Here is a 21724-nt window from a genome sequence, read left to right as displayed (position 1 = left end):
GCACCATGGATTCATCGGGTGTGCCGAACCTGGAGTTCCCGGCCGAGGCGTTTCGCACGGACGATATTCGGGGGCGGGTGGGCCGCGATATCGACGCCCGCTTCGCGCATGCCCTTGGCGTCGCGCTGGCCGGATACGCGGCCGAACTGGACTGCCGCGCCATCGTGATAGGCAAGGACGCGCGCCTGAGCAGTGTGGAGCTCGCGGCGGCCCTCCAGGCCGGGGTGCGCGAAACCGGCATGACGGTGGTGGACATCGGCATGGCGACGACGCCACTGGTGTGGTTCGCGGCGCGCCTGACGGATACCGGCGCGGCGGTGTCCGTAACGGGCGGGCACGACAGCGATGCCTACAACGGCTTCAAGGTCATGCTCGACGGCGTCACGCTGGGCCGGCCCGCATTGCGCGCCTTGCGTGGCCGCATGCAGTCCGCGGGCGCCGGTGCGGAAACGCCCGGCGCACGGGCACAGATCGACGCGGGCCATTGCTACATATCGCGGCTGGCGAGCGATGTGCGGCTGGACCGCGCGATGAAGGTGGCGGTCGATTGCGGCCATGGGGTTGCGGGCGTGCTGGCCCCGGATGCCCTGCGCGAACTGGGCTGCGAGGTCACCGAGCTGGCGTGCGAGATGACCGGCGACTACCCCGCCGAGGCGGCCTCCCCCGGCGGCAGCCGCCAGCTGGCCGAACTTGTCGCCCACCTGCGCTATACCGATTGCGAACTGGGCCTGTGCATACCGGGTGACGGCGACCGGCTCATGGTGGTGAGCAGATCCGGCGCGACCATCTGCGCCGACCGGCTGTTGATACTTCTTGCGCGCCAGGTCCTGAGCCGGCGTCGCGGCTGCGTCATCCATGACGTCAAGAGCAGCCGCAACCTGGCCCGGGAAATCCAGGCATTGGGCGGAACCGCGGTGGTGAGCCGCAGCGGCGACGCTCATATCGGCGAGAAGATGCGCGAGACCGGGGCGCTGCTAGCCGGCGAGATGAGCGGGCGCATCCGCTTCAAGGATCGCTGGTACGGGTATAGCGACGGCCTGTACGCCGCCGCGCGCCTGCTGGAGATCCTGTCGCGCTACGAGGATGCCTCCGCGGTGCTGGACAGCCTGCCGCAATCCTGCGTGACGCCGGAGCTATGCCTCGACACGCCCGACGGCGATCACTTCCAGCTGGTCGAGGCCCTGCGCACGCAGGGCCATTTTCTGGGCGCGCGCGAAATCATCCATCTGGAGGGCGTGCGTGTCGAGTACGAAGATGGTTTCGGCCTTGCCCGTCCGTCCACCGCGCGGCCGGCGGTCATGCTGCGTTTCGAAGGCGACAACGGCGTAGCCCTGTCGCGCATCCAGGAGGATTTCCGGCGCCAGCTGCTGAGCGTGGCGCCCGGGCTGCGCCTGCCGTTCTAGGGCCGGTGCGGGGCCCCTTCCCAGTGTGTAAAGGCCTAGGCAAATAGGAGCAGGCATGGCATATCTCTTGGTCACGGGCGGCGCCGGCTATATCGGCAGCCACACCCTGATAGAACTCGTCGGGGCGGGCTACCAGCCCCTCGTCGTCGACAACCTGTGCAACGGCAGCCGTGACGCGGTGCGCCGTGTCGAACGGATCACCGGTGCCGAGATCCCGCTGGTGCAAGGCGACATACGCACGCCCGGATTCCTCGAAACCCTGATGGCGGTGCAGCGGCGCGAGGGCAAACCCATCGAGTGCGTGCTGCACCTGGCCGGCGTGAAGGCGGTGGGCGAATCCGTGAACGATCCGCTCAAATACTTCGACAACAATGTGGCGGGCACCATCGCCTTGCTCGCCGCCATGCAGGCCAATGACGTGCGCCGCCTGGTCTTCAGTTCCTCGGCAACGGTGTACGGCGTGCCGCGCTTCCTGCCCTTCACGGAATCGCATCCCCTGGCGCCGACCAACCCCTACGGACGCACCAAATTGATGGTCGAGGAAATGCTGCGGGACACCTGCGCGGCCGATGCCGCGTTCAGCGCGGTCACGCTGCGCTACTTCAATCCCATAGGGGCACATCCCAGCGGCCTGATCGGCGAAAACCCGCGCGACACGCCCAACAACCTGTTTCCCTACATCACCCAGGTAGCGGTGGGCAGGCAGCCCTACCTGAAGGTGTTCGGCAACGACTACGACACCGAGGACGGCACCGGCGTGCGGGACTATCTGCACGTCATGGACCTGGCTGCCGGACATGTCAGGGCGGTGGACTATGCGCGCGCGCATAGCGGGTTCGTCGCGGTCAACCTGGGCACGGGCAAGGGTACGAGCGTGATGCAGCTGGTGCGCACCTTCGAGCGCGTCAATGGCCTGCGCATTCCCTGCCAGATCGAGGCGCGCCGCCCGGGCGATGTCGATCGCGTCTGGGCGGATGCCAGCCTGGCGAGGCGGCTGCTGCGCTGGGAAACCCGGCACGGCGTTGAAAGCATGTGCCAGGACGGCTGGCGCTGGCAGCAATCCAATCCCCAGGGGTACGGCGCCATGCGCTGACGCCGCGGGCTGCCTGGGCACGGGGCTTGCTCTGCGGTCCCGTCTTCGCGGCCGTCGCCGTCTGGAACGTCCGGTATGCCACTGCGTTTTCGTCCCGTGCCATGAGTCCCCAGCCTCGCATTCCGCCCCGGCGTACAGGCCGTCCGGCCGCCGCGCATGCGCCTTCAGGTCCCGGCGTGTCTGGGCCGGGCGGGCGTGCACCTGAGACCCATCCCGCCCCGGCGCGGGCAGCGGCGCCGGCGGGGGACGCGGCACAGGCCGCGGCGACCGTCGCGCCTCCGCCGCGCGCCTTCGATCGGCGTCATGCGGCACTGTCCATCATCGCCGTACTCGCCGTGGTGTTCGCCTTGCAGCTGGCGCGCGACTTCGTCATCCCGCTGGTGATCTCCATCGTCCTGTCGTACGCCCTGGAACCGCCCGTGTCCTTCCTGCATCGCCGCCTGCGGCTGCCGCTGGCCCTGGCGGCCAGCGTGGTGGTGGCGGCGCTGGTGGCGCTTATCGTGGTTGGCGTGCTGTCCTTGCGTGGACAAGTATGGTCCATCGTCGATAGCCTGCCGCAGACGGCACAGAAGGTGTCCCGTACCATCGAGGGCTTCACAACCGGCAATGGCTCCATACTCGACAAGCTGCGCTCGGCGACGAATGCCGTCAGCGCATCCGAAAAGCAGCCGGCGGGCGGCGCGCGCGTGGTCGTGGAGCGTCCTGCCGACAAGCTGGAGGCCATGCTGCTGGCAGGCTCCATGGGTGTCGCCGCCTTCCTGGGGCAGGGCCTGATGGTGATCTTCCTGGTCTTCTTCCTGTTGCTGTCCGGGGATATCTTCAAACGCAAATTCATCAAGATATGCGGCCATACCCTGACGGAGAAGAAGATCAGCGTGCACATGCTGGACGAGATACACCGCTCGATCCGGCTGTACATGATGATGATGGTGGTGACCAATGTCCTGCTGGGGCTGTTGACCTGGGTGGCGTTCCGCTGGATAGGCCTGGACAATGCCGGCACATGGGCGGTGGTGGCGGGCGCCCTGCACGTCATTCCGTATTTCGGGCCGCTGCTGGTCGCCGTTTTCACCGGCGTGGCGGCCGTCGTGCAGTTCGGCGAGGTTGGGCCGGCCTTGCTGGTGGTCGGGGTCTCGCTGATGATCGCCTCGCTGATTGGATTCGTCGTGCAGACATGGATGACCGGGCGCATCGCCAGAATGAACCCCGTCGCCGTTTTCGTCATCCTGCTGCTGTTCACCTGGATATGGGGGATCTGGGGCACTTTGCTGTCGATTCCCATCGCGGTCATCGTCAAAGTGGTGGCGGATCACGTCGAGGGTTTTCAAGGCGTGGCCGAATTCCTGGGCGAGTAATCGCGTTGCGACCCCGCCCGGATGCATGGCATGCCGTTGTCCGGCCCGCATTGTTATCCCCAGCTTCTGTGGACAACCCTATGGATAGCATGGGCACAGGAGACAAAAACCCAATTGGAACAAGGGCTTGGCCCGGCAGGTCAAAATCGTCTCAGGTCCGGGAGCGGCGCCTGGGACGTCGTCCGGCCGGCGGTCAAGGTGCCCGTCCCCGGTATTTTGGCAATCGCTTTCCTGCCCATGCGCGCCCGCTCAGGCGGGCAATACAGGGTCGCGCACAGGCGTCGCGGGGAGCATGTCCAGGAGGCGGGACAGGGCTTCGCCGCAAGCCTGTTCGATTTTCAGGCTGAACAGCGTATCGGCGCGGGTCCGACCCAGGTTGATGGCGGCGATGGGCAGGCTGGCTCGGCTGGCGGCAGCGACGAATCGGTAGCCGGAATAAACCATCAGGGACGAGCCGACCACCAGCACCGCCGTGGCCCGGGCCAGTCCATCCTCGGCGCGCGCCACCCGGTCGCGCGGGACGGCCTCGCCGAAGAACACCACATCGGGTTTAAGGATGCCGCCGCACAGGGGACATGGCGGAACGCGAAAGCTGGAAAAGTCCAGGCCGTCCAGGTCGGCATCGCCATCCGGCGCATCGGTCGCGTCCAGGTCCTGCCAGTCCGGGTTCAACGATACGAGCTGATCCTGCATCGCGGTGCGGGGCAGCGTATGTCCGCACTCCATGCATCGCACCTGGTCCATGCGGCCATGCAGGTCCACGACCTCGCGGCTGCCCGCGGCCTGGTGCAGCCCGTCGACGTTCTGGGTCACCAGGACGGAAAACCGTCCCTGCAGTTCCAGTTCGGCCAGCGCCGCGTGTGCGGCATTGGGCGCCACGTTGCCGAACATCCGCCAGCCGATCATGCCGCGCGCCCAGTAGCGCGCCCGCGCTGTCGCGTCGTCCATGAACGTGCGGAAGTCCATCGGCGGGCGGCGCTTCCACGCACCCTCGCTGTCGCGGTAATCCGGAATGCCGGACCCGGTGCTGCAGCCCGCGCCCGTCAGCACGAACAGCCGGCGATGCGCCAGCACGAAGTCGCGCAGCGGATGCAGATCGCCCGCCATGGCTGTTCAGCCACCCAGGCCGGCGTCGGGCGACGCGTTCAAGGTCCCGGCTTGCGTGACGTTCGAGCCTGGCGGCACGTCGCGCGTCAGCCATACGTTGCCGCCGATGATGGAGCCGCGGCCGATGGTGATGCGCCCCAGGATGGTGGCCCCGGCGTACACCACGACATCGTCCTCCAGTACGGGATGGCGCGGCAGTCCCTTCTTGAGCCCGCCGTCTTCCCCGGGCGGGAAGCGCTTGGCGCCGAGCGTCACCATCTGGTAGAGCCGCACGCGGTCGCCGATGATCGCAGTCTCGCCGATCACCACTCCCGTGCCATGGTCGATGAAGAAGCTGCGTCCTATGGTGGCACCGGGATGGATGTCGATGCCGGTATCGGCATGCGCGATTTCGGCGACGATGCGAGCCAGCAGGGGAACGCCCAGGCGATACAGTTCATGCGCCAGCCGGTGATGAATCATGGCCAGCACGCCGGGATAGCACAGCAGGACCTCGTCCACGCTGCGGGCCGCCGGGTCGCCCTGGTACGCGGCTATCACGTCGGCGTCCAGCCGACGCCGTATCGCGGGCAACTGCGCGCCGAATTCGCGCACGATTTCCACCGCGCGCTGTTCCGTCTCCGGGCGTATGGCGCCGCGGTTGCGTTCCACGTAGTTCAGTTCCAGCCGTACCTGGTGCAGCAGCGCATCCAGCGCCGTGCCGATGGTATGGCCAACGTAGAAGTCCTCGACCTCTTCGCGCAGGTCGATGGGACCCAGGCGCATCGGGAACATCGCCCCACAGAGATCCTTGATGATCTGGCGCAGGCTTTCCTGCGAGGGAAATTCGCGTCCGCCAGCGTCGCGCAGGCGTCCCAGCGGCAGCCGCCATTCCGTTCGCACGGTGCGGAGTTCGGAGACGATGCGATCCAGGTTCCAGGAGGCGACGCTGTGGTTCAGGGGTGCATTCATGGCGCTGAGACGGCAAACGGGATTAGGGCGGCCGCGCAAGCGGCGACGCGCGGGTCCACGGCGGGTTCAATCGCGCGTGGACGGGTCTTGGTGCCTTAATGTACCGCGCCGCTCGCGGCATTGCGCCGGCAAACCTTGCGGTGGGCAGGGTTTATGGCTCAGTCAGCGCCCAGCAGGAGCCGGCGCGCGGCTTTCCAGCTGCCGGCATCCGGCGCGTAGAGCAAACCGCCGCTGCGGTGGGTCGGCTTGTACGCCGAGCCGTCGAAATGCGCGCAATAGCCGCCTGCCTCATGGTGCAGCAGCCATCCCGCCGCGTGGTCCCATGGCATCAGCTTTCCATACAGCAGCACATGCGCATGGCCGCTTGCGAGCATGCGGTATTCATGCGCCGAACAATTGAAGATGGTGGCCGACGCCAGCCCGAGGCTGTTGGCGTGCACCGTGCTGCGCAAGGGATCGTCCAGATGCTGCGTGGCAACCAGGCCGGTCATCTGGTCCACCGGCACGGGCGGGGCGACATGCAGCGGTGTCTGCACGCCGTGTTCGTTTTCCAGCCACGCGCCTTCGCCGCGCACCGCCATGGCGCTGTCCCGGCACATCGGGTCGTAGATGACGCCGGCCATGATTTCGCCGCGGCTCACCACGGCGACCATGACCCCGAACAAGGGCAGGCCCGCCACGTAGTTGCGCGTGCCGTCGATCGGGTCGATCAGGAAGGCCAGCTCCGCGTCGATCCACACGTTGAGCAGCGCGGGGTTGCGCGAACAGGCTTCCTCGCCCACCAGCACCGCGCCTGGGTAGGCACGCGCCAGGCGTTCGCCGATGTAGCGTTCCGCCGCTTCGTCGGCGTCCGTGACCAGATCGAGCGCCGAGGTCTTGTTGCGCACGGCATCGACGCCGAGATTACGGAATCGCGGCATGATCTCGGCGCCCGACGCTTCGGCCAGCAGCGCGGCGAGGCGTCGGGTTTCTTCACGGCTGAACGATCGAAGCATGGCTATCCCTTGGAGCGAATGCGAATCTACCATGGCATGGCGTTCTTTCGCCCCGGTGTGGTTGCGGCCGGCGGCCGGACGCTCCTGGGCCCATTCTGAGCGACGCCGGCAAGTGGTTGAGGCGCAAGGCTTTTTGCCGTCTACCCCAACACTATCCCAAGGGTTGTCCACAAAACATGGGGATAAAGCGCAGGGCCGGCGCTGGGCGGAAGCTGCGCGCCAGCGGCAAGTCCTTGCCCCTCAAGGGTTTTTTGGATTTGCCCGAGGGCTATCCCTAGGCTTGTCCACACAATGTGGGGATAAATCACGGGCGCACCAGGCCGCCCGCCGTAAAGCCGCCGTCGACGGAAACGACCTGGCCGGTGACGAAGCCGGATCGCCGGTCGTCCAGCAGCCAGGCGATGGGCCCGCACAATTCGTCGGGCTGCGCGTAGCGCTTCTGCGGCACGTGCTGCAGCCAGCGCTCGCGCGCTTCGGGCGTGTGCATGCGGCTGACCAGCGGCGTGTCGACAGGACCCGGCGCGACGGCGTTCACGCGGATGCCATATTCGGCCAGCTCCACCGCCATGACCTGGGTCAAGGTAATCACGCCGCCCTTGGACGCGCCATAGGCCGCCCGGCCAAGGTTGCCGCGGATGCCGGAGACCGAGGTGATGTTGACGATGGAGCCCTGGCCGCGCAACCGCATGCGGCGGGCCGACTCGCGCGCCACGATGAAAGTGCCGACCAGATTCACTTCGAGCGTCTGGCGCAGCAGCGCGGCGTCGGTCTCGAGGAAAGGCACATCGCGGCCGATGCCGGCGCAATTGACCAGGCCGGCCAATACGCCGAAGCCGTCGTCGATCTCCTCGAGGACCGCGGCCACGGCGGCTTCGTCGGTGACGTCCATGTGCACGCAACGCGCACGCTCGTGCGGCAGGGCGGCCCGCGCCGCTTCGATGTTCCGGGCCGCCACGTCCGCCGCGACGACCTTCCATCCTTCGCCCAGCAGACCGTGGGCCACGGCCAGGCCGATGCCCGACGCGCCTCCCGTCACCAAGACCACCTTGGCATTGCGCTCCATGTCTTCCTCCTTGTCGTTATGGGTGCCGCCGGCATGCGCCGCGCGGACATTCATATGATCTAATACTTTCGCCACGCGCGGGGAGGGCCGTGATTCTGGTTGCAGTGCCGCGGCGCGTTGGCGATACACCGGGGTCGTCGCCATGCGACGCCTGGAGCATGGGACCGGAGACAAACAAAAGGACATAGGATGGATACGACCCGACGCAAGTTGATGCTGGCCGCCGCCGGCGTGGGTGCAGGCGCGATGCTGGCTGCGACGCCGGCGCGCCGCGCGATCGCGGCACCCGAGTTTCGCTACAAATACGCCAACAACCTGCCCGCCACGCACCCCATGAACGTTCGTGCGAGAGAGGCAGCCGAAGCCATCGGCAAAGAGACCAACGGTCGCTTCGAGCTGGCGGTGTTTCCCAGCAGCCAACTGGGCTCCGACACCGACACGTTGAGCCAATTGCGATCCGGCGGCGTCGAGTTCTTCACGCTGTCGGGCCTGATCCTGTCCACGCTGGTGCCCGCCGCGTCGATCAGCGGCGTGGGTTTCACTTTTCCGAACTACGATGCCGTGTGGAAGGCCATGGACGGCGAGCTGGGTGCCTATGTGCGGCAGCAAATCCAGGCCAAGGGCCTGCTTGTCATGGACAAGATCTGGGACAACGGCTTTCGCCAGGTCACGACCAGCACGCGTCCCATCAATGGTCCCGCGGACTTCAAGGACCTGAAGATCCGCGTGCCTGTCAGCCCCTTGTGGACCTCCATGTTCCAGGCCCTGGGCGCGGCGCCCACCAGCATCAATTTCAACGAGACCTACTCCGCGCTGCAGACGCGGGTGGTGGACGGACAGGAAAACCCGCTGGCGATCATCCAGACCGCCAAGCTGTATGAAGTACAGAAATACTGTTCCATGACCAACCACATGTGGGACGGCTTCTGGTTCCTGATGAACCGCCGTGCCTGGGAAAAACTGCCTGCCGACATCCAGGCCATCGTGACGCGGCATATCAACGAGGCCGGCATCAAGATGCGCGCCGATGTGGTCGACCTGAACGGCAAGGTCCAGACCCAGCTGGCGCAGCAAGGCATGGTCTTCAATACGCCGGATCCGGCACCGATACGCGAAGCCTTGCGCAAAGCCGGGTTCTACAAGGAATGGCAGGCCAAGTACGGCGAGAAGACCTGGGGCGTGTTCGAGCAGTCGGTCGGCAAGCTGTCGTGAGGCGCGCCATGCCAACGCAGGCCGCAGAGCCTGCCGCTGCGCCGGTAAGCGGCGCGGCGGCGGCGCCTCGTTCGTATGCGGCGTCGCTCCACGCCGCGCTGGGCCGGTTGGTGGAAATACCGGCCGCAGCGCTGGTCGTGGCGGAGATCGTCATTCTGTTCGCCGGCATCGCGGCACGCTATGTCTTCCATGCGCCGCTGGTGTGGTCCGACGAACTGGCGTCCATCCTGTTCCTGTGGCTTGCCATGCTGGGGGCCGTGGTGGCCTTCCACCGCGGCGAACATATGCGCATGACTGCCATCGTCAATCGCGCTACGCCGGCGACGCGCGCCTTCCTGGACCTGGTGGCGATCGCGGCGTCCCTGGCCTTTCTGTTGATGATCGCCATGCCGGGCTACGAGTATGCAGTGGAAGAGCAGTACGTCACCACCCCGGCCCTTGAAATCGCGAATGTCTGGCGCGCCGCCGCGTTACCGGTCGGCACGGCCTTGATGATCGCCTTCGCCGTGCTGCGCCTGGCCGATCGCGTGCGCTGGAAGCTGGCGCTCGCAGCGCTGCTGCTGGTGGCCGCGATCGTCGGCGCCATGACGGCGCTCCAGCCGCTGTTCGCCGGCCTGGGCAATGCCAATCTGGTGATCTTCTTCGTCGGCGTCGTGGCGATCTGCGTGTTTGCCGGTGTGCCGATCGCCTTTTGCTTCGGCTTGGCCACCTTCGGTTATCTGGCATTGACCACCGGGACACCGATGATGGTGGTGGTGGGGCGCATGGATGAAGGCATGTCGCATCTGATCCTGCTGGCCGTGCCGATGTTCGTGTTCCTGGGCGTGCTGATCGAAATGACGGGCATGGCCGAGCGCATGGTGGGATTTCTCGCCAGCCTGCTGGGGCATGTGCGTGGCGGGCTTTCCTATGTACTGATCGGTGCGATGTATCTGGTGTCGGGCATCTCGGGCGCCAAGGCGGCCGACATGGCGGCGGTCGCGCCCGTGCTTTTTCCGGAAATGCGCAAGCGCGGGGCGCAAGATGGCGAACTGGTGGCGCTGCTTTCGGCCACCGGCGCGCAGACGGAAACCATACCGCCCAGCCTGGTGCTGATCACCATCGGCTCGGTAACAGGGGTATCCATCACCGCCCTGTTCACCGGCGGTTTATTGCCAGGGGTGGTCCTGGGATTGATGCTGTGCTTCGTGGTCTGGCGCCGCAGCCGCCACGAGCGCGCCGACGTGGCGCGCGCCAGCGGCAGCGAAATCCTGCACGCGCTGATGATCGCGCTGCCCGCGCTGGCCTTGCCGTTCGTCATCCGCGCGGCCGTGGTCGAGGGTGTGGCCACGGCAACGGAAGTCTCGACCATCGGCATCGTCTATTCCGCGCTGGTGGGATTGCTGGTCTATAGGCGCTTCGATTGGAAACGTCTATGGCCCATGCTGGTGGACACGGCGTGCCTGTCGGGGTCGATTCTCTTGATCATCGGCGCCGCGACGAGCATGGCCTGGGCGCTGACCCAATCCGGCTTCTCGCACCAACTGGCGGAGATGATGGCCCAACTGCCGGGCGGTGCCGTGACCTTCATGGCAGTGTCCATCGTGGCTTTCATCATCCTGGGCAGCGTGCTGGAGGGCATTCCGGCCATCGTGCTGTTCGGGCCCTTGCTGTTTCCCATCGCGCACCAGATGGGCATACACGAGGTGCACTATGCGATGGTGGTGATCTTGGCGATGGGCATCGGCCTGTTCGCGCCGCCCTTCGGGGTGGGCTATTACGCGGCGTGCGCCATCAGCCGGGTACCGCCGGACCGCGGCATGCGGGCCATCGTGGGCTACCTGGTATCGATCGCCGTGGGGCTGGTCATCGTGGCCGCCGTGCCGTGGTTGTCCATCGGCTTCCTGAAGTAGCCAAGTGACGCGCGGGGCTCGTGCGTGGGGGCGTCGACCGCGCACAGCCCCCTAGGCAACGGGGGCATCGAGATCGCGCAGGGCCTGCGCCAGGCCTTGTGCATTGCGCATGCCCTGATCTTCGAAATTGGTGTTCAGGATCACGTGCGTGCGCCCGGCGCGCTGCGCCAGTGTGCGCACCTGCCGCGCCAGCGCCTCCAGTTCCGCCGTGGTGTATTCATAGGTGAAGCGACTGGACGATGCGTCGCCGCCGCCTCCCCATGTGCGCGCGTTGCGCCCGTGCAGGCGTACGATCGCGAGGTCGGGGCGGGTGGTCTCCCACACCGCCGGAACGGTGTTCTCGAAACCCTGCGGGGCGTCCACGACGGTATGGATGGCACGAAGTTCGCGCAGGAACTCCAGCGTCCCAGCCGCCCGCGCCGGTTCGAACCAGCTGCGATGCCGGAGTTCCACCGAGGCGACATGGTCCTCCAACTGCGCGACGCAGTCCGCCACCCGCGCCTGGCCGCGGGGGTCCGCGCGTATCCAGGGCGGGAACTGGAAATGCACGGCGCCCAGTTTGCCGGCCATGCGTAGCGGCTCCATCGCGAAGATGAAGCGCCGCCACGCCTCTTGCCGGATATCGCGTGGCACCTGGTCGATAAAGACGGCGTCGCCCGCGCTGTCCGGCAGTTCGCGCCGCAGATCCGCGTCCAGGGCCGACAGCGGCGTCTGATGTCCCGTGAACAGGCGGAACGCCTTGATATTGAAGACGAAGCCGGGCGGGGTTCGCGTGGCCCAGGCTTGCGCGTTGAACGCCGAGGGCAGGGCGTAGAAGCTGGAGTCGACCTCGGCGATGGGAAAGCGCGACGCGTAATGCCGCAGCCGCGCTTCGGGCGTCACGGCGTCAGCGGGGTAGAAGCGACCGCAGGCAAGCAGGGTTCTGTCGGTCCACGAGGCGGTGCCAACGAGTATGGACATAGCCGCTACGATAGCCGAAGCCCCCGATGCGCGGTACGTCGCGTCCAGTGCGCGGGCTTTACTGCATGGGGTGGCGCCGCTGTGGCGCGGGGCCGCCATGGCGCGCTTGAAGCAGTATGGGCGCCACGGCGGGAACGACGTTCAGGTCAGGCGTTGTCGCGATAGCGGTTGCGCAGATCGCGGATCTGGTCGTGGTTGCGAAGCACCCCTTCGTATTGCTTCTGGACCAGGGCGCGGATGTCTTCGGGCAGGGGTTCGCGCAGGGCTTCCGTGTAGTCATGCTTGGCGACGTCCTCGCCGCGCTCGCATTCCTCCAGGATCGATGCGTCCGATCGGCCCGTCACCGCGGACTTCAGGTGCACCCAGCCCCGGTGTACCGCGCCTGCGACGCTGCCGCCCGTTTCCGGCTTGCCCCCCAGCCGGGTGACTACGGCTTGCAATTCCGCTGCGCCGGCAGCGCAGTCGTTGGCCCGGTTCTGGAACAGCCCGCGCAATTCCGGATTCTTCGTGTCCTCGGCAGCCGCGAGAAAGCCTTTTTCCCCGTTCTTGCTGGTTTCGACCAGGTCATTCAGTAGTTTGACGATACGGTCCGCCATGGAATTCTCCTTTATGGGTTGAACAAGCACGCCGCCCCACATGGCGCGTGTCGCAATGCACAGCAAGCGACATACCTATGGCCGGTTGCGGCGCGCGACCCGGCGGCGGCCGTTGAACTGAGGTTTTATCCAGTATCATTGCCGGGCCGAGGCTCCTGCAGCTCATCCGCTCCCAACCTGGAAACAGCGTCACCCTGGCGCCTTCGCGCGGGCGACCGGTCGGTCCGAAGGCAGTTGGCCAGGGCGATCCCTTCATCCCGTCATTTTCCATAGCCGCTCGTCATGTCCCAGCCCTCCGCCGTCTCCGGCGCCGATGCACCCGATCCCCTGGCCGACCTCAATCCGCGCCAGCGCGAGGCCGCCGACTACGGGGTGCGCGCGGCCGAAGCCGGGCCACTGCTGGTCATCGCCGGCGCGGGCTCGGGCAAGACCAGCACGCTGGCGCACCGGGTGGCGAACCTGATACTGAACGGAGCGGATCCACAGCGCATGCTGCTGCTGACCTTCTCGCGCCGCGCGGCCATCGAAATGGAGCGGCGTGTGGGGGGCGTATTGCAGAAAGTGCTGCGCATGCGGGCGGGACAGGTGCCGCCCGCCCTGCCATGGGCAGGGACTTTCCATGCCATCGGCGCCAAGCTGCTGCGCGAATGCGCCACCCGTATCGGGCTGTCCGAATCCTTCACCATCCACGACCGTGGCGATTCCGAAGACCTGATGGGAATGCTGCGCCATGAACTCGGCTTGTCCTCGACGGAGTCGCGGTTTCCCTTGAAAGGGACCTGCCTTTCGATCTACTCGCGCGTCGTGAACAGCCAGTCACCGCTCGATGAGCTCTTGCACGAGGTGTTCCCTTGGTGCGCCCAATGGGAAGCCGAGCTCAAGCGCCTGTTCCGCGCGTATGTCGAGGCCAAGCAGGCGCAGCAGGTGCTGGACTACGACGACCTGCTGCTTTATTGGTCAGAGATGATGACGCACGACGCCATCGCGCAGGATGTGGGCGGGCGATTCGACCATGTGATGGTGGACGAGTACCAGGATACTAACCGGCTGCAGGCGGCCATTTTGTTGGCCATGAAGCCGGATGGCCGGGGCTTGACCGTGGTGGGCGATGACGCGCAGGCGATCTATTCGTTCCGCGCCGCGACGGTGCGCAATATCCTGGATTTCCCCGGCCAGTTCGCCGCGCCCGCCAAGGTCGTGACGCTGGAGCGCAATTACCGCTCGACGCAGCCCATCCTGGACGCCTCGAACGCCGTGATCGCGCTGGCGCGCGAACGCCACGCCAAGCAACTGTGGACGGAACGCAAGTCTTCGAACAAGCCCAAGCTGGTCACCGTCAGCGACGAGGCCGGCCAGGCCCGCTGGGTGGCCGACCAGGTACTGGCGCAGCGTGAGGCAGGCGCCACCTTGAAATCCCAGGCGGTGCTATTCCGCGCATCCGGGCACAGCGCGGCCGTCGAGCTGGAGCTGACCCGGCGCAACATCCCGTTTGTGAAATTCGGCGGCCTGCGTTTCCTGGAAGCGGCCCACGTCAAGGACTTGATGGCGCTGCTGCGCTGGGCGCAGAACCCGCGCAGCCGCATGTCGGGATTTCGTGTCGCGCAACTCGTGCCGGGTGTGGGTCCCGCCACCGCGGCGCGCCTGCTGGATGCGATGGACGCGGCCACGGACCCCGCGGCCGCCCTGGCCGCCTTCAAGCCGGGAAGCGCCGCCCGCGAGGACTGGCAGGGCTTTGCCCAGGCCTACCGCGACCTGTCGGTCCCAGGGCTGACTTGGCCGGCGGACCTCGATATCGCGCTGCGTTGGTATGCGCCGCACCTGGAACGACTGTACGAGGACGCCAGGGTGCGCAAGGCGGACCTGGATCAACTGGCCCGTATCGCGGCCGGCTATGCGTCGCGCGAACGTTTCCTGACCGAGCTCACCCTTGATCCGCCGGACGCCACCAGCGCCGAATCGGGCCCGCCGCTGCGCGACGAGGACTATATGATCCTGTCCACCATACATTCGGCCAAGGGGCAGGAGTGGAAGTCGGTGTACGTGCTGAATGTGGTGGACGGCTGTATTCCCTCGGACATGGCCACGGGGTCGAGCGAGGAAATCGAAGAGGAACGGCGCCTGCTGTACGTCGCCATGACGCGCGCCAAGGAAGACCTGCACCTGATCGTGCCGCAACGGTTCTACGTGCACCAGCAGACCGGCATGGGCGACCGGCACGTCTACGGCTCGCGCACCCGTTTCATTCCGGACGAAATGTCGCCGCTATTCGAGCCCTTGCCCAAGGCGCCGGACTTGCCGCCGCTGCGCAGCGCCGCGGCGGCGCCGGTGGCCCAGGTGGATGTCGGCGCCCGTCTGCGCAAGCTGTTCTAGTGCCGGGGCGCCGGCCGGGCGGGACGCGGCCGCCAGGCCGGTGCCGTCAAGGCCCTGTATCAGTTCTTCTTGGCTCCGCCCTTGTCCTGGCTGGACTTCCAGTCGACGTCATCCTTGGATGTGCGGACCTTCTGCTCGGCCTTTTCCGCGACGCCTGGGGAAATCGGGTCGCTGGCGGGAAACGTTTCCTCCACGGCCTCGTCCAGCGCTTCCTGGTAAGTGCGCACATCGTCAGTCTTCTTCTGGTCTGCCGAATCCTTGCTGCTGCCTTTCTTGGTGTCTTGTGTCATGACATGCTCCTGGCTGTCGCGGCGGGATCGCCCGCATTTGCCGCCGCGAATTTCCTGGGGATGGGAGAGGAGGGAACTGTGCCTTCCGTATGCACATCAGCAACCGCCGTGCCGTCCCGCGCCGGTTCGATGGGCTGCATGGGCAGCTTCAACGCCGCCATGAGGGCACGGGCGTCGCGTGGCGCCATGACCTTCATGTCGTTGTCGAAATAACAGTACACGTCCCGCGGGCCGCGGTTCCGGGTGCGCGGGCCTGCAAGGCGGGCACCGCGCGGCGTGGCGCCGCGCGCCCAGGCGTCGATGCGCCGCGCCCAATCGGCGATGGCTTCCGCGGTGTAGCCGCTGCTGTAAAGCACCTTGTCGCCATGCAGGCGGATATACGCGAAGTCCGCCGTGGCGTCCTCCAGCAAGGGCCATTTGCCAGCCGTATCGGCCGTGACGAGCGCGACGTTGTGACGCCGCAGCAGATCGACGAATTCCGCGCACGCGAAACTGGGATGCCGTATCTCCAGCGCATGGCGCAAGGGCCGCCTGGCGTCCGTATCGACCAGGCTGCGGCCACGCATGCGCGGCCCATGCCGGTGTGCGAGACGGGCTGCGGCCTCCGTATCGGGCGGCAGCTTGTCCAGGAAGGCCTCGAGGCGCGCGGGGTCGAATTGCAGGGTGGGCGGCAATTGCCAGAGCATGGGCCCCAGCTTTTCGCGCAGGGCCAGCACCCCGGAAGCCAGGAAGTTGGCGAGCGGCTCGTCGATGTTATTCAGGCGCAGGATGTGGGTCAGGAAGCGCGGCGCCTTGACGGCGAAAACAAAGCCGCCCGGGGTGGCATCCCGCCAGTCGGCGAAGTTCTGCGGCTTCTGCAGCGAGTAGAAGGTCCCGTTGATTTCCACCGTGCATACCTGGTGCGAGGCGTAGGCGAGTTCGTGCGACGCCGGCAGATCCCCGGGATAGAAGTTGCCGCGCCACGGATCGTAGCGCCAGCCGGAGATGCCGATGCGGATGGCGGCCGGGCGCTTCTGGAGACGTTCAGCCATGCGTGGGTTCCCTGCGGGACAATAGGCGGGACAGGGTGCAAGCGCTGTGCCCATCGGCGCGATGCGCGGCCGACCCCCGGTGCTATCATCGTCCGCGGCCGCACAGCGAGCGCGGACACCGCGACGCAAAGGCCGGCCATTGCATGCGATACAAGGCGAGGACGCGGTATGCCGGATTCCGAATCGAAACAGCCTGCCGACGGGCTGGCGGCACAGCCGGGCAGCACGGGGTACAACGGCGAGGTGGTGGCGTCCGTGGCCTATGTGCACGGCCGCCGCAGCGCCGACGTGCCGATCTCGGATATGCATGGCTACGTGGGCCAGAATGAACGCCTGCTATGGGTCGGCCTGAAGAACCCGCATCCCGACCTGGTGACGCGCGTCGGCGAGGAATTGCAACTGGGAACCAAGGCGCTCGAAGAAATCCGCGAGCCGCATCGGCGGCCCAAGATCATCGACTACGGCAATGTGGTGCTCGTGGTCGCCGTCACGGTCGAAGTGGAAGGCGACCGGCCCATGTTCGGAGAAACCCAGCTATTGATCGGCGACGGCTTTCTCTTGACGATACGGCGCGGGTCCACGGCGCCGCACAGCACCTTGCGCGAGCGGCTTGAAGCGGCGCCGGACCTGCTGGCGCGCGGCAGCGACTACATCGCGTCGGAATTGCTGGACCTGCTGGTGGACCGGTATGTGCAGGCCGTGACGCGTCTCGAAGGCGTGGTGGAGAACGCCGAGCAGAAGCTCCTGATACGCGGCGCCAAGGACTCGGACATACGAAGGCTGTACCGGCAACGGCGCGACCTGCTGCGCATCCATAATGCGATCGCGCCGATGGCCGAGATCTGCCGGCGCCTGGCGCGGGTCGAAATGACGGCGATCGACGCGCATGCCAGGCCGTATTTCGCCGAGGTGGCGGACCGCGTCGCGCGGGTCGACGAGCTGGTATCCGCGCTGCGCGACGCACTGGCCTTCGCCTTCGAGGCCAGCCTGATGATTGGCCAGTCGCAGCAGAACGATACGACCCGCCGCCTGGCGTCCTGGGCGGCCATCCTCGCGGTGCCGACCGCGGTGGCAGGCATCTACGGCATGAATTTCCAGCACATGCCGGAACTGACCTGGGAATACGGCTATCCCATGACGCTGGCCGGCATAGGCCTGGCGTGCGGGCTGCTGTATTGGCGCTTCCGGCGCGCCGGGTGGTTGTAGCCACGGCTGCACGAGGATGCGCGGGCGGTCGGCAAGGCGGTAATCGCCGGGGATCACGGTGGTGCAGTCGTCATGGCTGACGATGGCCGGCCCGCTGAGGCGGTGGCGGAGCGCCGATATCATTCGCGGTGCCATAACGGCCGGCAGGAACGCCGGCCGGCCGCTATCCGGACCCGAGTGGCACGGCGGTCGCACGGTAATATGCGGGGCTTTGTTGTGGAGGTCCATCATCGCCCCTCGTCGCGCCATTTCATCCGCCTTCGCGGGTCCTGTGCGGATCCTGCTGCGGCGGCTGGGTGTTTCCCGTCCCATCATTGCACTGGCCGTCGCTTTGCTCGGCGGCGGCGTGGCGTATTGTTCCGCAGGCCGGGCTCCCGCGCCGGCCGGTCCCGGTTATCAATTGCAGGGTCGCATCGTGCATGTGGCGGACGGCGATACCGTCACGTTGCTCGCCAGTGACGGACAGCACCGCATCCGCCTCGCCAGTATCGACGCACCCGAACTGGGCCATGGCAAGGAAAAGCCGGGCCAGCCCTTCGGTCAGGCCGCCCGCCGCAGCCTGGACGGGATGGTGGCCGGTCGCATACTGACCGCGCGCTGCTACGAAAAGGATCGATACGGGCGGGATGTGTGCGACCTGCCGGGTCCAGATGGACAAACGGCGAACCGCGCGCAGGTCGCCGCCGGTTATGCCTGGGCGAACACCGTGCGGCGCGGAGAATACCTGCGCGACCGCGGTCTGCCGGATATCGAGCGCGCCGCGCGCGAGGCCGGCAAGGGCATGTGGGCACGGCCAGGCGCCGTACCGCCATGGGTGTGGCGCCACGCCTGCTGGAAGGAGGGCAAGTGCGGGTAGGCCTGTCTCCATCCACCCCGCGGTTGGGCCGGCCAGTCCGAAATGCAAGGTAATCCGTCCTATTATTGAGGCCGGTTTGCTATTCTTCACCCCAATATCGACTCGTGCGCAGGAACGGGACCATTCATGGGGAGTATCAGGCGGCTTGGGGCCATGGCGGCGATGTGCGTCATGGCCGTGCTGGCGGGATGCGGGCCGCACAGCCCTATCAATAGCCCATATCCGGCGGGCGCGGAGAAAGAGAACACGCTGTTCACGGCGTTCACCCGCAATTCACCCAAGTTCCTGGACCCGGCCAGTTCCTATTCCGTGGACGAAACGCCGTTCACGTACAACGTTTATGAGCCCCTGTATGGCTACGACTACCTGCAGCGGCCGTATCGCCTGATTCCCCGCGCGGCGGCGCGCATCGATGCGCCCGTCTACCTGGATGCCCAAGGCAGGGTGCTCCCGGAGGACGCGCCGGGGGAATCGATCGCCGAAAGTGTCTACGAAATCGCGATCCGGCCCGGCATCCGCTTCCAGCCGCATCCCGCCTTCGCCCGCAAGCCCGACGGCGGCTATGTGTACTTCCCCTTGGCCCCGGGCGAACTGGACGACAAATCCGCCATCCCCGACTTCCCCCAAACGGGCACGCGCGAGCTGACCGCGGACGATTATGTGTATGCCTTCCGGCGGCTCGCCAGTCCCCGGCTGGTGTCGCCCATCTATTCGCTGATGGCCGACTATATCGTCGGCATGAAGGCGTACGGCGACCAGTTGCGGGCCCAGGACCAGGAAGAGCGTGCCCGGATGGGACCGGGCCAGCACAGCCTGCCCTGGCTGGACCTGCGGCAAAGGAGTTTCGAAGGCGTGACCGCCGTCGATCCGCATACGTTGCGCATCCGCGTGAAGGGCAAGTATCCGCAGTTCAAGTACTGGCTGGCGATGACGTTCACCGCGCCGGTGCCCTGGGAGGCGGAGCGCTTCTACAGCCAGCCTGGCATGGCGACGCGCAACCTGTCCTTGAATACCTGGCCGGTGGGCACGGGCCCCTACATGATGGTGGAGTCCTTGCAGAACCGCCGCCACGTCCTGGCGCGCAACCCGAACTTCCACGGCGAACCCTATCCTTGCGCGGGCGAGCCACGCGACCAGGCCGCCGGGCTGCTGGCCGATTGCGGCAAGCCGACGCCCTTTATCGATCGCGTGGTGTTCAGTATCGAGAAGGAATCGACGCCCTTGAGCGGCAAGTTCATGCAGGGCTATTACGATATTCCTCAGCTCGAACGGGGCGAGTATGGCGTGGCCATGCTGGTGGCGGCGGGCGACTCTCCCGCCAAGGCCGCGCGCTACCGCGAGCACGGCATCCAGCTGCCGACCACGGTGGAGACCCAGAACTGGTACATGGGCTTCAACTGGAACGACCCGGTCGTGGGCAAGGGCGATACGCCGGAACGTCAGGAACGCAATCGCAAGCTGCGCCAGGCCATCAGTATCGCCTTCGACTGGGAAGAATACATCGCCATCTTCGAGAACAGCCAGGCGGAGGTGGCCTACGGGCCCGTGCCGCCGGGAGTCCTGGGCTACAAGGCCGCGCCCGAAGGGGTAAATCCGGTCGTCTACGATCTTGTCGACGGCAAGCCGCGACGCAAGTCCATCGAAGTGGCCCGGCAGCTGTTGGCGCAGGCCGGCTACCCCAACGGCCGCGACGCGGTGACCGGGGCGCCGCTGGTGCTGCACTATGACGCCATGACCGGCATGGGCGCGAGCCCGATGTTCGACTGGATGCGCCGGCAGCTCGACAAGCTCGGCATCCAGCTGGACGTGCGGTCCACCGATTACAGCCGTTTCCAGGACAAGATGCGGCGCGGCACCGCGCAGCTTTTCTTCTGGGGCTGGAACGCCGATTATCCGGACGCGGAAAACTTCCTGTTCCTGCTGTATGGCCCGAATGCGAAGGCGGCGTCCGGTGGGGAAAATGCCGCCAACTACGTGAATCCCGAATTCGACGCGCTGTTCGACCGCATGAAGTTCCTGGACGATGGGCCGGAGAAGGCCGCGATCATCGACCGCATGGTGGCGATCGTCCAACGCGACGCACCGTGGATGTTCGGCTATTTCCCGATGTCCGGCGGCGCATACCAGCAGTGGGTGGGCAATGCCAAGCCGACGCAGATGGTACGCAATACCTTGCAGTACATGAAAATCGACCCCGCCCTGCGAACCGCCAAGATCCGTGAATGGAACCGGCCGCTATGGTGGCCGCTGGCGCTGCTGGTGCTGGTGGCCGTGGCGGTGGTATGGCCGTCCTACCGCGCCATGCGCCGCCGCGAAAGGGAAACCGCCTTCGGCCACGCCGGCGCGCCGGTGAAGGAGGCGCCATGACTGCATACATCATCCGCCGCCTGCTGTACGGCGTGCTCATTCTGGTCGGCGTGAATCTGTTCACTTTTCTGCTGTTCTTCGCCGTCAATACACCGGACGATATGGCGCGCTTGTCCATCGGCGGACAACGTATCAGCCAGGACGCCATCGAGAAATGGAAGGCGGAGCGCGGCTATGACAAGCCCCTGTTCTTCAATGAGGCCGCGCCCGGGACGCAACGCTTCACGGATACGATCTTCTATCGCCGTTCCGTCCCGCTGTTGCGCATGGACTTCGGTGCCTCGGATGCGGGCCGCGATATCGGACGCGAGATCCGCACGCGCATGGGGCCGAGCCTGGCCCTGGCGCTGCCCACTTTTATCCTGGGGCTGTGGGCGAGCATCGCGTTTTCGCTGCTGCTGGTGTTTTTCCGCGCCACGCGGCTGGACTTCTGGGGCGTCGTGACCTGCGTGGTGCTGCTGTCCATATCAGGACTGTTCTACATCATTGCGGGGCAGTGGATGTTTTCCAAGATTCTGCGGCTCGTTCCATATTCCGGTTTCGCCGGCGGCTGGGATGCGCTCAAATTCCTGGCCTTGCCGGTGCTGGTGGCGGTGGTATCGCGGCTGGGACCGGAAGCGCGCTTCTACCGCACGCTGTTCCTGGAGGAAATAGGCAAGGACTACGTGCGCACGGCAAGGGCAAAGGGCTTGACCGAATCCGTCGTGCTGTTCCGCCATGTGCTGCGCAACGCCATGCTGCCCATCCTGACCGGCACGGTGGCGACCTTGCCGCTGCTGTTCATGGGCAGCCTCATCGCCGAGTCGTTCTTCGGCATTCCCGGACTGGGCAGCTATACCATCGACGCCATCAATGGCCAGGACTTTTCCATCGTCCGCGCCATGGTGTTCCTGGGCTCGGCGCTGTACATCGTGGGGCTGATCCTGGCCGATATCTCCTACACGCTGGCCGACCCCCGCGTGCGATTCGAGTGAGCG

Annotated in this window: 18 protein-coding genes; 10 read left to right on the top strand and 8 right to left on the bottom strand. The window is 66.3% G+C overall.

Annotation, left to right across the window (positions count from 1 at the left end; genetic code table 11):
• Window positions 1-5: 5 nt before the first annotated feature.
• From BAU07_RS18555 to BAU07_RS18545, 3 genes are all read left to right on the top strand, one after another.
• The gene (locus BAU07_RS18555; protein ID WP_066660669.1) at window positions 6-1403 is read left to right on the top strand and encodes a phosphomannomutase/phosphoglucomutase; all 1398 of its coding nucleotides are present in this window, start codon (window positions 6-8) and stop codon (window positions 1401-1403) included.
• A 55-nt stretch (window positions 1404-1458) separates the two neighbouring features.
• Window positions 1459-2496: a UDP-glucose 4-epimerase GalE gene (galE, locus tag BAU07_RS18550; protein ID WP_066660668.1), complete on the top strand. Its 1038-nt coding sequence runs from the start codon at window positions 1459-1461 to the stop codon at window positions 2494-2496.
• A gap of 176 nt (window positions 2497-2672) precedes the next feature.
• Window positions 2673-3851, top strand: coding sequence for an AI-2E family transporter (locus tag BAU07_RS18545; protein WP_066665544.1), 1179 nt, complete (start codon window positions 2673-2675; stop codon window positions 3849-3851).
• A 249-nt stretch (window positions 3852-4100) separates the two neighbouring features.
• Here BAU07_RS18545 and BAU07_RS18540 read toward each other — a convergent pair whose 3' ends face one another.
• From BAU07_RS18540 to BAU07_RS18525, 4 genes are all read right to left on the bottom strand, one after another.
• Window positions 4101-4958: an NAD-dependent protein deacetylase gene (locus tag BAU07_RS18540; RefSeq protein ID WP_066660666.1), complete on the bottom strand. Its 858-nt coding sequence runs from the start codon at window positions 4956-4958 to the stop codon at window positions 4101-4103.
• A gap of 6 nt (window positions 4959-4964) precedes the next feature.
• Entirely contained in the window at window positions 4965-5909 is a 945-nt protein-coding gene (gene epsC / locus BAU07_RS18535) for a serine O-acetyltransferase EpsC (protein ID WP_066660657.1), read from the bottom strand.
• A gap of 158 nt (window positions 5910-6067) precedes the next feature.
• Window positions 6068-6904: an inositol monophosphatase family protein gene (locus BAU07_RS18530; protein ID WP_066660655.1), complete on the bottom strand. Its 837-nt coding sequence runs from the start codon at window positions 6902-6904 to the stop codon at window positions 6068-6070.
• Window positions 6905-7208: 304 nt separating this feature from the next.
• On the bottom strand, window positions 7209-8021 hold the full coding sequence (locus BAU07_RS18525) for an SDR family NAD(P)-dependent oxidoreductase (protein WP_232338161.1): 813 nt from the start codon (window positions 8019-8021) through the stop codon (window positions 7209-7211).
• A 135-nt stretch (window positions 8022-8156) separates the two neighbouring features.
• On the opposite strand from BAU07_RS18525, the gene BAU07_RS18520 reads away from it, so the two are divergent.
• Both BAU07_RS18520 and BAU07_RS18515 read left to right on the top strand, forming a co-directional pair.
• Window positions 8157-9179, top strand: coding sequence for a TRAP transporter substrate-binding protein (locus tag BAU07_RS18520; protein ID WP_066660653.1), 1023 nt, complete (start codon window positions 8157-8159; stop codon window positions 9177-9179).
• Window positions 9180-9187: 8 nt separating this feature from the next.
• Complete coding sequence (locus BAU07_RS18515) at window positions 9188-11071, top strand: TRAP transporter large permease (RefSeq protein ID WP_066660652.1); 1884 nt, start codon at window positions 9188-9190, stop codon at window positions 11069-11071.
• A 51-nt stretch (window positions 11072-11122) separates the two neighbouring features.
• Here BAU07_RS18515 and BAU07_RS18510 read toward each other — a convergent pair whose 3' ends face one another.
• The gene (locus BAU07_RS18510) at window positions 11123-12031 is read right to left on the bottom strand and encodes a DUF72 domain-containing protein (protein WP_066660642.1); all 909 of its coding nucleotides are present in this window, start codon (window positions 12029-12031) and stop codon (window positions 11123-11125) included.
• Window positions 12032-12177: 146 nt separating this feature from the next.
• Complete coding sequence (locus BAU07_RS18505; protein ID WP_066660636.1) at window positions 12178-12627, bottom strand: PA2169 family four-helix-bundle protein; 450 nt, start codon at window positions 12625-12627, stop codon at window positions 12178-12180.
• A gap of 282 nt (window positions 12628-12909) precedes the next feature.
• On the opposite strand from BAU07_RS18505, the gene BAU07_RS18500 reads away from it, so the two are divergent.
• On the top strand, window positions 12910-14997 hold the full coding sequence (locus tag BAU07_RS18500; RefSeq protein ID WP_066660634.1) for an ATP-dependent helicase: 2088 nt from the start codon (window positions 12910-12912) through the stop codon (window positions 14995-14997).
• 59 nt (window positions 14998-15056) lie between these two features.
• On the opposite strand, the gene BAU07_RS18495 is transcribed toward BAU07_RS18500, so the two are convergent.
• Both BAU07_RS18495 and BAU07_RS18490 read right to left on the bottom strand, forming a co-directional pair.
• On the bottom strand, window positions 15057-15287 hold the full coding sequence (locus BAU07_RS18495) for a hypothetical protein (RefSeq protein ID WP_066660632.1): 231 nt from the start codon (window positions 15285-15287) through the stop codon (window positions 15057-15059).
• Window positions 15284-16318: a DUF72 domain-containing protein gene (locus BAU07_RS18490; protein ID WP_066660630.1), complete on the bottom strand. Its 1035-nt coding sequence runs from the start codon at window positions 16316-16318 to the stop codon at window positions 15284-15286. The genes BAU07_RS18495 and BAU07_RS18490 overlap by 4 nt, the downstream gene beginning before the upstream one ends.
• Before the next feature lie 168 nt (window positions 16319-16486).
• Between BAU07_RS18490 and BAU07_RS18485 the strand changes: the two genes are divergently transcribed.
• From BAU07_RS18485 to BAU07_RS18470, 4 genes are all read left to right on the top strand, one after another.
• Window positions 16487-17524, top strand: a complete 1038-nt coding sequence (locus BAU07_RS18485) for a magnesium and cobalt transport protein CorA (protein WP_084025857.1) — start codon at window positions 16487-16489, stop codon at window positions 17522-17524.
• 319 nt (window positions 17525-17843) lie between these two features.
• Window positions 17844-18380, top strand: coding sequence for a thermonuclease family protein (locus BAU07_RS18480; protein ID WP_232338359.1), 537 nt, complete (start codon window positions 17844-17846; stop codon window positions 18378-18380).
• A gap of 126 nt (window positions 18381-18506) precedes the next feature.
• Entirely contained in the window at window positions 18507-20747 is a 2241-nt protein-coding gene (locus BAU07_RS18475; protein WP_066660627.1) for an ABC transporter substrate-binding protein, read from the top strand.
• Complete coding sequence (locus tag BAU07_RS18470) at window positions 20744-21721, top strand: ABC transporter permease (RefSeq protein WP_066660625.1); 978 nt, start codon at window positions 20744-20746, stop codon at window positions 21719-21721. The genes BAU07_RS18475 and BAU07_RS18470 overlap by 4 nt, the downstream gene beginning before the upstream one ends.
• Window positions 21722-21724 lie beyond the last annotated feature (3 nt).

Origin of the sequence: Bordetella flabilis, from assembly GCF_001676725.1 — a bacterium.
Classification (GTDB): Bacteria; Pseudomonadota; Gammaproteobacteria; order Burkholderiales; family Burkholderiaceae_B; genus Bordetella_C; species Bordetella_C flabilis.
The sequence above is the reverse complement of the archived record's forward strand: the minus strand, read 5'-3'. Positions and strand labels throughout refer to the sequence as shown.

Excerpts from the sequence above, each read along its gene's own strand:
- BAU07_RS18555 (WP_066660669.1), top strand. The coding sequence starts at position 6 with ATGGATTCATCGGGTGTGCCGAACCTGGAGTTCCCGGCCGAGGCGTTT.
- galE (WP_066660668.1), top strand. The coding sequence starts at position 1,459 with ATGGCATATCTCTTGGTCACGGGCGGCGCCGGCTATATCGGCAGCCAC.
- BAU07_RS18540 (WP_066660666.1), bottom strand. The coding sequence starts at position 4,958 with ATGGCGGGCGATCTGCATCCGCTGCGCGACTTCGTGCTGGCGCATCGC.
- epsC (WP_066660657.1), bottom strand. The coding sequence starts at position 5,909 with ATGAATGCACCCCTGAACCACAGCGTCGCCTCCTGGAACCTGGATCGC.
- BAU07_RS18530 (WP_066660655.1), bottom strand. The coding sequence starts at position 6,904 with ATGCTTCGATCGTTCAGCCGTGAAGAAACCCGACGCCTCGCCGCGCTG.
- BAU07_RS18525 (WP_232338161.1), bottom strand. The coding sequence starts at position 8,021 with ATGAATGTCCGCGCGGCGCATGCCGGCGGCACCCATAACGACAAGGAG.
- BAU07_RS18520 (WP_066660653.1), top strand. The coding sequence starts at position 8,157 with ATGGATACGACCCGACGCAAGTTGATGCTGGCCGCCGCCGGCGTGGGT.
- BAU07_RS18515 (WP_066660652.1), top strand. The coding sequence starts at position 9,188 with ATGCCAACGCAGGCCGCAGAGCCTGCCGCTGCGCCGGTAAGCGGCGCG.
- BAU07_RS18510 (WP_066660642.1), bottom strand. The coding sequence starts at position 12,031 with ATGTCCATACTCGTTGGCACCGCCTCGTGGACCGACAGAACCCTGCTT.
- BAU07_RS18505 (WP_066660636.1), bottom strand. The coding sequence starts at position 12,627 with ATGGCGGACCGTATCGTCAAACTACTGAATGACCTGGTCGAAACCAGC.
- BAU07_RS18500 (WP_066660634.1), top strand. The coding sequence starts at position 12,910 with ATGTCCCAGCCCTCCGCCGTCTCCGGCGCCGATGCACCCGATCCCCTG.
- BAU07_RS18495 (WP_066660632.1), bottom strand. The coding sequence starts at position 15,287 with ATGACACAAGACACCAAGAAAGGCAGCAGCAAGGATTCGGCAGACCAG.
- BAU07_RS18490 (WP_066660630.1), bottom strand. The coding sequence starts at position 16,318 with ATGGCTGAACGTCTCCAGAAGCGCCCGGCCGCCATCCGCATCGGCATC.
- BAU07_RS18485 (WP_084025857.1), top strand. The coding sequence starts at position 16,487 with ATGCCGGATTCCGAATCGAAACAGCCTGCCGACGGGCTGGCGGCACAG.
- BAU07_RS18475 (WP_066660627.1), top strand. The coding sequence starts at position 18,507 with ATGGGGAGTATCAGGCGGCTTGGGGCCATGGCGGCGATGTGCGTCATG.
- BAU07_RS18470 (WP_066660625.1), top strand. The coding sequence starts at position 20,744 with ATGACTGCATACATCATCCGCCGCCTGCTGTACGGCGTGCTCATTCTG.